Source organism: Shewanella septentrionalis, assembly GCF_025370265.1.
GTDB lineage: Bacteria > Pseudomonadota > Gammaproteobacteria > Enterobacterales > Shewanellaceae > Shewanella > Shewanella hafniensis.
Genome location: NZ_JAMTCC010000006.1, coordinates 166,316 through 176,249, shown reverse-complemented (window position 1 = coordinate 176,249; position 9,934 = coordinate 166,316). Strand labels below are relative to the sequence as shown.

Below are 9,934 nucleotides of genomic sequence, written 5' to 3'. Positions count from 1 at the left end.
ATTTTATGGACGAGGTTGTTACTCACGTTTAGGCTCGCTGACTTATCTATGTGATTACACTTTTGATGTTAGCTCAGTGCAGCCTCTTTTTTATCACACCAACAACAGGTAACTTGATAGCCATAAAGCGTTATTTAGGATGTGTTGATGTTAACGGACCCTCTTTTTTGGTTGGTGGCGATACCCGCAGTATTGATTACTGGGATTTCTAAATCAGGTTTTGCGGGTGGCGTGGGCGGCTTAACTGTCCCGCTATTGGCGCTGGCAATTAGCCCTGCTACAGCTGCGGCAGTCATGTTGCCACTGCTGATTTATATGGATTTTTTAAGTGTACGTTCTTGGTGGGGGCAACATAATCCGCGTCATTTATGGATCCTATTGCCTGCGGCGGTTGTGGGGATTTTTATCGCTTATCTGTTGTTTGATAGATTAAACGAAGATTACTTACGGGTGATTCTAGGCTGTGTGTCCTTAGGTTTTGGTTTGTATGGTTTGATCCTTGGGGATAAAACTCAAGCATCACCTTCACCTCTGGTTGGGCGCTTGTGTGGCTTAACCGCCGGATTTACGAGCTTTGTTGCCCATGCGGGCGGGCCGCCACTCAATGCTTACTTGTTGCCGCTGCGTTTGGCTAAGGCGGAGTTTTTAGCCACGGCTGTTGTCTTTTTTGCTGTGGTGAATCTAGTCAAGCTTATTCCCTACAGTTTGCTTGGGCAGATTAACCAAGAGAATATTTTAGTTTCCCTGTTACTGGTGCCGCTGGCATGGTTAGGGGTAAAGCTAGGTTTGTTTATTCAAGATAAAATTAACGACAGGTTATTTAAGCGCATCATCTTGATTTTAATGGTGCTGGTGGGCGTACGTTTATTGTGGACCGCGTTATAGTTTTAAGCTTTGGGTTACATTAGTCTGCTAGAGTGCGCGGGTGTTGGGGCGTTTTGATCCCCAGCCGCCCTGAATTTACCTGATAAAAACTCAAAATTACGTTACTGTGAAATCTGCCTGCAATGAGTTTGAAGCTATGAAACGATTACTGATAGTTATCTTAGCCTTAGGCCTTGGCGCTTGTGCTAGCGCGCCAGAACCTAAGCCTGTGGTAAAGCAAGTTGAACCTGTCTCGGTTTGGAACGATAGCAATATCTCCGAACTGCATTCTGAGTGGCGCGGTGTGCCCTATCGTTTAGGCGGTGGCACTAAGCGGGGCATAGATTGCTCGGCCTTTGTGTCGGTTGCCTATCAGAAGATGTTGGGTATGACCTTGCCGCGCACGGTTGAAGAACAGCAAGCCCTAGGGAAACCTGTGCCGAGAAATCAACTGCGCAAGGGCGACTTAGTATTTTTCAAGACAGGTTGGAGCACGCACCATGTCGGCATTTATGTGGGAGACGATAATTTTCTCCATGTTTCCACTAGCCAAGGGGTGAAGATTTCGAGCCTGCACAACAGTTATTGGGCGTCTAAGTATTGGAATGCACGGCGAATTTAGCACATCTTCTTTATGCACTTTCTTTATGCACTTTGGCTGATGAGTTAGCGGAGACAATATGTCCTTAGAGCCTGCGTTATCCCAGAGTGACCCTTTACCGACTTCTGTTTTTCTCGCCATTTTCTCGGCCGTATTCTTGCCCATGTTTTTGGCGGCGGTCGATCAAACCTTACTCGCGACAGCGACGCCAGCCATAGTTGAAGATCTTGGCGGCCTGCGCCAAGCCTCGTGGATCACTATCGGTTATATGCTGGCGATGGCCGCTTCTGTGCCTATTTATGGCTGGTTAGGGGATAACTTCGGTCGCGCGAAAATCCTGATGATCGCCATAGTAATTTTTGCGCTGGGCTCCATCGTTTCGGCGAGTGCGGGCACTATGGATTATATGATCGCCGGACGTATCTTGCAGGGCATGGGCGGTGGCGGCTTGATGAGTTTGTCTCAATCCTTGATTGGTGAGTTAGTTCCCATTCGGCAGCGGGCGCGTTTCCAAGGCTATTTTGCCGCTATGTTTACCCTAGCGAGTGTCGGTGGCCCTGTCATTGGTGGTTTTGTGGTGCATGCCTATTCGTGGCATTGGCTATTTTGGGCAAATATTCCACTAGCCATGCTGGCGGTATGGCGACTTAACGGTTTGCATAAGCGCAGCGTTAAACCCGTACGCCAAGGCAAGTTTGATTTAGTGGGCGTGGTCTTGTTTCCGACCATTATCACCGCACTCTTATATTGGTTATCTGTGGCGGGGCAAGAGTTTGCTTGGCTTTCTGCGACCAGCTTAGGCTTTGCCGTTTTTGTGATGTTCGGCATTTTAGGCTTGTTATTGTGGGAAAGGCGATTGGCGAGCCCGTTTCTGCCGTTAGATTTACTGGCTAAGAAGGCCGTGTATATGCCACTGCTGACGGCAGCTCTGTTTGCGGCCTGTTTGTTTGCGATGATTTTCTTCCTGCCGATTTATCTGCAAGTGGGTTTACACACTAATCCCGCCAAAACCGGTTTGCTGCTCTTGCCTATGACCTTCGGTATTGTCACTGGTTCGACAATAGCAGGCCGACTGTTAAGTAAAGATGTCGCGCCTAAGTGGTTGCCGACCTTTGGTATGGGCTTAGCTTTCATCGGCTTGTTATTGATTAGCTTTGTGCCGCCTAATGCCAATGTGATCGGCGGCTTAGGTGTGTTGGTCGGAATAGGATTAGGGACTGTGATGCCGAGTGTGCAGCTCGTAGTGCAGAGCGTGTCGGGCAAGGCGCGACTCAGCCAGATCACGGCCATGGTGTCACTGTGTCGTTCTATGGGCGCTGCTATTGGTACTGCGCTGTTTAGCGTGCTGCTTTATAGTTTGTTGCCACTCAAGGGTTCAGAGCTTGGCATCGCTGCTATTAAAACATTGCCGACAGAGGTAGTGCATCACGCCTTCCAATATGGATTTATGGCCGCTGCGGGTGTGGCATTGTGTGCCGCGATAGTCGGTTTTCTATCCCCAGCGACGGCATTAAAAGATCACGATAGCGAAACTGCGCATTAAGCCTAGATTTGCAGGTGCACGACCCATTTAAGCCGTGTACTATCTGCGCTGAGCCGTATTTTTGTGGCCTTATTCGATTCCAGGACATAAGCATGACAACAACAAAACACTGGACCCTAAAGAGCATAGCCAATGAGTTGGGTGTCTCTAATGCCACTGTTTCTAACGCGTTTAATCGCCCCGACCAATTATCGGAAAAACGTCGTAACGACATTTTAGCTGCCTGCACTAAGTTGGGATATTTCGGGCCAAATAAAGCGGCTCAATCCCTACGTAAGGGCAAGTTTGATACTGTCGCCTTGGTATTGTCGGACAGCGTGGAATACATGGTGTCTGATCCCGTCGCCAGTAAATTTATGAAGGGCGTGGCCTCTGTCTTAGAGCAAGAAAAACTCAATTTGCTACTGTTTTCGGGCAGTTCAGACAGCGTGAATGCGGTGGCCGACTTTGTGGATGGCTTTATTTGTTATGGTCGCCCGCGTAATGCGCTGTTGGCCGAGCAGTTAAAGCAGGTAAAGAAAAAGGTCGTCACCGTCGATTTTGATATCCACCGCAATGCATCAGTGAGCATAGACAATAAGTTAGCCGCCTATGAAGTGGCGAAACTGGCATTGCAGTCACCCGCAGACAATGTGGCTATTTTGGGGCTACGTTTGCTCGATACCCACTTAACGTGCCGCGTGTATGATTTAAATTTGTTAGAAATCGACACCTCTGTTGCCCATCAAAGATTACAGGGTTACTTGCAAGCGATTGAAGAAATGGGTGTAACGCTTGGCAATGATCGCATTTGGAATATCCCCGAGAGCAATGCCGACTATGCGGCGATAGCGGCAAAAGAAGCGTTGAATTCGACTCCACGGCCGAATGTGTTTTTATGCATGAGTGACTTAATCGCCTTGAGTGTGCTCGGTGAGGCGCAGGCCATGGGGCTGAATGTTCCCGAAGATGTGCGCGTAGTGGGCTTTGATGGCATAGATGAAGGCACACGTTCAAATCCGCCGTTAACGACAGTCTATCAATACTCTGAGCAGAAGGGCCGAAAAGCGGCGCAAATGTTTGTCAGTGATGCCGTGCATGCGGAAGTCTTGGGCTATGAATTACGTCTCGGTAAGAGCTGCTAGTCTCTACATCTTTTAACTAAAAAAGGCGCATTCAATGCGCCTTTTTGCTATCTCAAAACTATGTCGCTTGGCTTGAACTTAAACCTAAGCTCAAGCCCGAATAGGAACGCAAGCTTATGCTTGAGCCAACAGTTTTGATAACGACACTTGTGTCTCTTTACCTTGCTTATCTAAAAGGATAATTAGGCCATCTTTATTGGCAAAGTCGAGGGTGAGACTTGCCTGCGAATCGGCCGCTGTCCAAGATAAAGTTAACGTGCGTTCTGCCGATGCCATCGTAAAGCGGCCATCGAAGGCTGGGCTGCTATTACGCAGTTTAATCAGCTGAGTCAGCGCCTTAACGACAGGTTTCTGCATGGCTTGCTGCACTTTTTCACGGTTCAAATAAGGGCGATTGATATCGCGACCGACATGGGTGTTGTTGAGCAGATCCATATCGTTTGGAATCGCCAGCAGACCCGCGTAATACACCTGCGGAATACCGGGTGCGAAAAACTGAATCGCCCGCGCCATCAAATAATCTAGGTCATTCTGACCGAGGGCATCGTAATAGGTGCAGTTGATTTGATACAAATCGACGTTGCTGGCGGCCGCGCCTGTGGCTTGAAGGCTCTCGCCCTTACTGTTGCCATGTATGGTTTCAACCAGATTATCGATTTGATTTTCGGTCAATAATCCGCGCAAGCCATCCATAGGGCCGACGTCGATAATGCCGATGCCGTCGTGGGTGTCGAGTACGGTAATGCAGTTGCGCGGCGCCATTTCCAGCCAATGGGTCAAGGCTTGGCAATCTTGGCTAAACAGCGTGTGCAGGATGAGCGGTGGCAGGGCGAAGTCGTACACCATGTCGACCCGTTTGGCGATCTCGACCTGAGTCATGTGGTGCGAATGTATTTCGGCCAGGGTTGTCATGCCTAACTCATTGGCTTGCTTAGCTAATTTATCCACGAACTCGAAGGATTCTTCAATCATAAAGCAGCTAGTGCCGGGCTTTTTAATCGCATAGCCCGCAGCATCTAAGCGGATCAGATTCACTTTACTGTGGTCGAAACGCGCCAGCACTCGGTTTAAATAATCTTTACCCGCGGCGGAATGAACGTCGATATCGATTTGATTGCGGGTAAAGGTGGTCCAAAACTCTTCGGTCGAGCCATCGGCTAAGGTGTAAGTGCTAAAACAACTGCCCGGACGCGGACGATAGATAGCGGCTTGATCTTGCTCGCTTAACCCCTCAGGAAATACCTTGTCTTTGGTTAAAAACAAATCCCAGTAAGCCGATTGCTTGCCGTGCTTGAGCACGTCTTTAAATTCTGGTGATTCGGCGGACATGTGGTTAACGATAAGGTCGGCCATGATGTCGTAGTCGTCACCAATGCGTTTAACGTCATCCCAATTGCCTAAGCGTGAATCGACTTGTACATGGTCTATCGGATCGAAGCCCGCATCGCTGCCGTCAATGGGGAAATAGAAAGGCAAAAGATGTACGCCGCCGAATAGACCTTGCAACTCGTCATCGAGTAGCGCTTTGAGCTCCTTGAGCCCTGCATTGGTAATCCTGTCGACATAGGTGATCAGTTGCACTTGGTTTTTCATACTTTGCCCACGCTTGAGTTGTCTTTTTAGAGTAAAGGTTTATGGCAATCCTTTAATTGATTGCACAACTAAACTTAATCGATTAAGTTGTATATTTAACCAATATGAAACATTATTCAAGTGGTTTGTTGGATTTTTGAGTTAGTCTCAAGTTTTGGGGGAGGCTGGCTCACTGCTGTACACAAAAGCCGAAACCCTTTCAGCATGCTGTTACTGAGCTGCTGAGAGCGAGTAGGTATAATAACGATAAGGTGAAATGGTATGGTAAGTGATTCAAAAGGTTGCGATAACCGCAATCACACCCGTATTCGGGTACTCACATATTTAATGTTTTTCATGTTCGCTATGACCTCAGATGCCGTGGGCGTCATTATTCCTGAGTTGATATCCCAGTTTGGTTTGTCCATGTCGCAGGCCAGTGCATTCCATTATATGCCGATGATTTTTATCGCGATGAGTGGACTTTTTTTAGGCTTCTTGGCGGATAAGATAGGGCGTAAGTTAACCATTCTATTGGGGTTATTATTATTCGCGCTCGCCTGTTTTATGTTCGCGCTGGGGGAGTCGTTTTACTATTTCTTGTTCCTACTCGCCTTTGTCGGCACGGCGATTGGCGTCTTTAAAACTGGCGCACTCGGGCTTATCGGCGATATCTCGACTTCCTCAAAACAGCATTCGAGCACTATGAATACGGTGGAGGGCTACTTTGGTGTGGGTGCCATGATAGGGCCGTCCATCGTCAGTTATTTACTGATCAGCGGCGTTTCTTGGAAGTATTTGTATTTTGGCGCTGGTTGTTTCTGTTTAGTGCTGTGTTGGTTAGCTTATCGGGCGGATTATCCGCAAATCAAACGTTCCTCGACGGATGCCATTAACCTTGCCAGCACCTTTAAAATGATGAAAAACCCTTATGCATTAGGGTTCTCGCTCGCGATAGGTTTATATGTTGCCACCGAAGTGGCGATTTACGTGTGGATGCCGACCTTGCTGCAAAGCTATCAAGGCGATTACACCACATTGGCCGCTTATGCCCTGACGATCTTCTTTACTCTGCGTGCGGGTGGCCGCTTTTTAGGGGGCTGGGTGCTCGATCGCTTTCCGTGGCAGCAAGTGATGTTCTGGTTTAGCTTCGCGATAAGTGCTTGTTATCTTGGGTCTATGATCTACGGCATTGAGGCCGCTGTCATCTTGTTGCCCTTGTCCGGGCTGTTTATGTCGATGATGTATCCCACGCTCAATTCTAAGGGGATTAGCTGTTTCCCTGTGGATCAGCATGGCTCTGTGGCTGGGGTGATTCTGTTTTTTACTGCCGTGTCCGCTGCCGTAGGGCCCTTGTTGATGGGGTTCGTGGGCGATATTTTCGGCCATGTTAAATATGGCTTCTACCTCGCCACTGGTTTTGCCATTTTGTTATGCCTCCTGAGCGGATTTAATCTCGTTAAAGATCCTGCTCGTCATTTGTTAACGGCTGAAGCGCACTAATTTGGGCTGTGACAGAAAATATTTTTCTGTCACATTTCTTCAATTAATCAATACTTTGACCTAGTGCACCCAGAGTGCGAACCCAAACTGTGCAAAAAACGCACTTGCTTTTTGTTGTTAAGTTGCTAACTTGTTAACTTAATCGATTAAGTTGATTCAGGGTTAAGTTCAATATGACCTTGAGCAATCACTAAGATGGTTCTTCGATTAATCACAATTCGGTAGAGGCAGCCATGGGGAGATAGGGCTGCATCTCAAATATGGGTGGGGACATAAAAATGATAAAAAGCACATCACAGAAATTCTTGTTAAGTACATTGGCCGTGTTGGTGAGTTCTCACCTTTGGGCAGCCGAAGCACCACAACAGGAAGAAGCCAAGAAAGACGCGTTAGGTTTAGAAAGAATTACCGTGACTGGGGTTGCCCGCGGCACTCGTGTTATGGACTCGAGTGTGTCAGTCAGCAGCGTGTCACTGGCTGAGCTGGAAGTGAGCTCACCACGTTCATCGGCCGAGGCATTTCGTATTATTCCGGGGATGAAGGTTGAGTCTACTGGTGGCGAAGGTAACGCTAACATTGCCGTGCGTGGTTTACCTGTGGCGTCTGGTGGTGCTAAGTTCCTACAAATTCAAGAAGATGGTTTGCCAATCCTGCAGTTTGGCGATATCGCCTTTGGTAACGCAGACATCTTTTTACGCTTAGATTCAACAGTGCAAACCATTGAATCTATCCGTGGTGGCTCGGCATCGACTGCGGCCAGTAATGCGCCCGGCGGTATTATCAACGTGATCAGTAAAACCGGTACTTCGGATTCGGGCAGTGTGGCTACCACCTTAGGGCTGGATTACGATACCTTCCGTACCGACTTTGAATACGGCACTAGCATCAACGACAGCCTGCGTTTCCATGTGGGTGGTTTTGTGCGCACCGGTGAAGGTCCACGCGACGCTGGCTATAACGCCAACAAAGGCGGCCAGATCAAAGCCAACTTAACCAAAGAATTTGATAAAGGCTATGTTCGCCTGTATTTCAAACATTTAGACGATAAAAGCATAGGTTACTTACCTATGCCTATGTACTCGGATGGCAGTTCAATCCCAGGTTTTGATGCTAAATCCGATGCGATTCAATCCGCGTATTTCCAATCAACCTTGAGCTTAGGTGCCGACGGCGAACGTCGCCGTGGCGATATGCGCGATGGCATGAATCCTGTGGTGAATTCTGTCGGCTTAGAAGCCTCCTTCGATTTAGGTAACGATTGGCAGGTCGAAAACCGTTTCCGTTTCTCCGATGTGAGCGGCAACTTCATCGCGCCATTCCCAGCCGAAGTGGCTAACGGTAGCGACATTGCCACCAGTATTGCTGGCACTGGCGCTAAGTTGATTTACGCCAATGGACCTAATTCTGGTAGTCAGATGGACGGTTTAGCCATGCGTATCAATACCTTTGATGTGCAGATGAATGACTTTGGCTCAATCGTAAACGATTTTAAATTGACTAAAACCTTCGACGATACCAGTGTGACCTTAGGCTATTACAATGCCACCCAAAACATCGGCATGAGTTGGATGTGGAACTCTTATCTGATGGAAGTGAAGGGCGATAATGCCGCGCTATTAGATGTGGTTGCCGCCGATGGCACGGCGTATTCTGACAATGGCCTTTATGGTTATGGCGTACCTTACTGGGGAAATTGTTGCCAACGTAATTACGATACCGACTACACCATTAAAGCGCCTTACCTCGCGTTAGCCTCGAGTTTTGGTGACTTGTCCCTCGATGCCAGTGTGCGTTATGACAGCGGTGATGCGAGCGGTAACTACGCCGGTAGCGTGCAATCGCAAGTGGATATGAATCTCGATGGGGTGATTTCAGTCCCTGAGCAGAGTGTGTCTTCCATCGACAATGCGAATCCTCAGCCAGTGAACTACGGTTGGAGCTACACCTCTTACTCATTAGGTGCTAACTATCAGTTTGCCAGTGACTTAGCTGCTTTTGCACGCTTGAGCCACGGTGGCCGCGCCAATGCCGACCGTTTGTTATTTGGTAAGGTGCGTGCCGATGGTTCAGTGGCGAAGGAAGATGCGGTTGATATCGTTGACCAGTATGAGTTAGGTGTTAAGTACCGTTACGATGATTTGTCTGTGTTTGCGACGGCGTTCTACTCTGAAACCGAAGAGCAAAACTTTGAAGCCACAAGCCAACGTTTCTTCGACCGTAAGTACAAAGCCAAAGGTATCGAAATCGAGTCGGCCTATTTTATCGGTGACTTCGACTTTAGAGGCAACCTGACCTGGACCGATGCTGAGATTGCTAAAGATGCATTAACGCCAGAAGTGGTGGGTAACACCCCAAGAAGACAGGCTGACTTTATCTACTCCTTGATGGGCCGTTACAACTTTGACCAAGGTTCAGTGGGCGTTAACTTAATCGGTACCACGGATTCTTATGCTCAAGATAATAACGACTTAAGTTTCGACGGTTACAACCAAGTAAATGCCTTTGCAACTTACAATCTGACCGAAGCCATGAGTGTGTCCTTAAACGTCAACAACTTGTTTAATGCCACAGGTATTACTGAAGCGGAAGAAGGCTCAATCCCTGATAACAATATCATCCGTGCCCGTACCATTAATGGCCGCACCACGAGTGCGACGCTGAAATACGAGTTCTAAGCGGATATTGGTACAGAAACTGTTTATACAGAAAAAATGCTAAGCCCAAAAC

Annotated in this window: 7 protein-coding genes; 6 read left to right on the top strand and 1 reads right to left on the bottom strand. The window is 48.1% G+C overall.

The genetic code is table 11. The features are described 5' to 3' along the window. Positions 1-147: 147 nt before the first annotated feature. The 4 genes from NE536_RS05290 to NE536_RS05275 all read left to right on the top strand — a co-directional run bounded on the left by NE536_RS05290 (position 148) and on the right by NE536_RS05275 (position 4,132). Positions 148-885, top strand: a complete 738-nt coding sequence (locus NE536_RS05290; protein WP_261272024.1) for a sulfite exporter TauE/SafE family protein — start codon at positions 148-150, stop codon at positions 883-885. A gap of 136 nt (positions 886-1,021) precedes the next feature. Beyond that, positions 1,022-1,486 (top strand): NlpC/P60 family protein, encoded by a 465-nt coding sequence (locus tag NE536_RS05285; RefSeq protein WP_220777436.1) that lies wholly within the window; start codon positions 1,022-1,024, stop codon positions 1,484-1,486. Positions 1,487-1,544: 58 nt separating this feature from the next. Then, a complete protein-coding gene (locus NE536_RS05280) occupies positions 1,545-3,008 on the top strand; it encodes an MFS transporter (RefSeq protein ID WP_261272023.1) in 1,464 nt (487 codons plus the stop codon). A gap of 92 nt (positions 3,009-3,100) precedes the next feature. After that, positions 3,101-4,132, top strand: a complete 1,032-nt coding sequence (locus tag NE536_RS05275) for a LacI family DNA-binding transcriptional regulator (RefSeq protein WP_261272022.1) — start codon at positions 3,101-3,103, stop codon at positions 4,130-4,132. Positions 4,133-4,246: 114 nt separating this feature from the next. On the opposite strand, the gene gtfA is transcribed toward NE536_RS05275, so the two are convergent. Further along, on the bottom strand, positions 4,247-5,725 hold the full coding sequence (gtfA, locus tag NE536_RS05270; protein WP_261272021.1) for a sucrose phosphorylase: 1,479 nt from the start codon (positions 5,723-5,725) through the stop codon (positions 4,247-4,249). Between the two features lie 261 nt (positions 5,726-5,986). Between gtfA and NE536_RS05265 the strand changes: the two genes are divergently transcribed. Continuing rightward, positions 5,987-7,207 (top strand): MFS transporter, encoded by a 1,221-nt coding sequence (locus NE536_RS05265; RefSeq protein ID WP_261272020.1) that lies wholly within the window; start codon positions 5,987-5,989, stop codon positions 7,205-7,207. A 278-nt stretch (positions 7,208-7,485) separates the two neighbouring features. Then, positions 7,486-9,882 carry a TonB-dependent receptor domain-containing protein gene (locus NE536_RS05260; RefSeq protein ID WP_261272019.1) on the top strand — a complete coding sequence of 799 codons (2,397 nt, stop codon included), beginning with the start codon at positions 7,486-7,488 and terminating at the stop codon, positions 9,880-9,882. Positions 9,883-9,934: the final 52 nt, after the last annotated feature.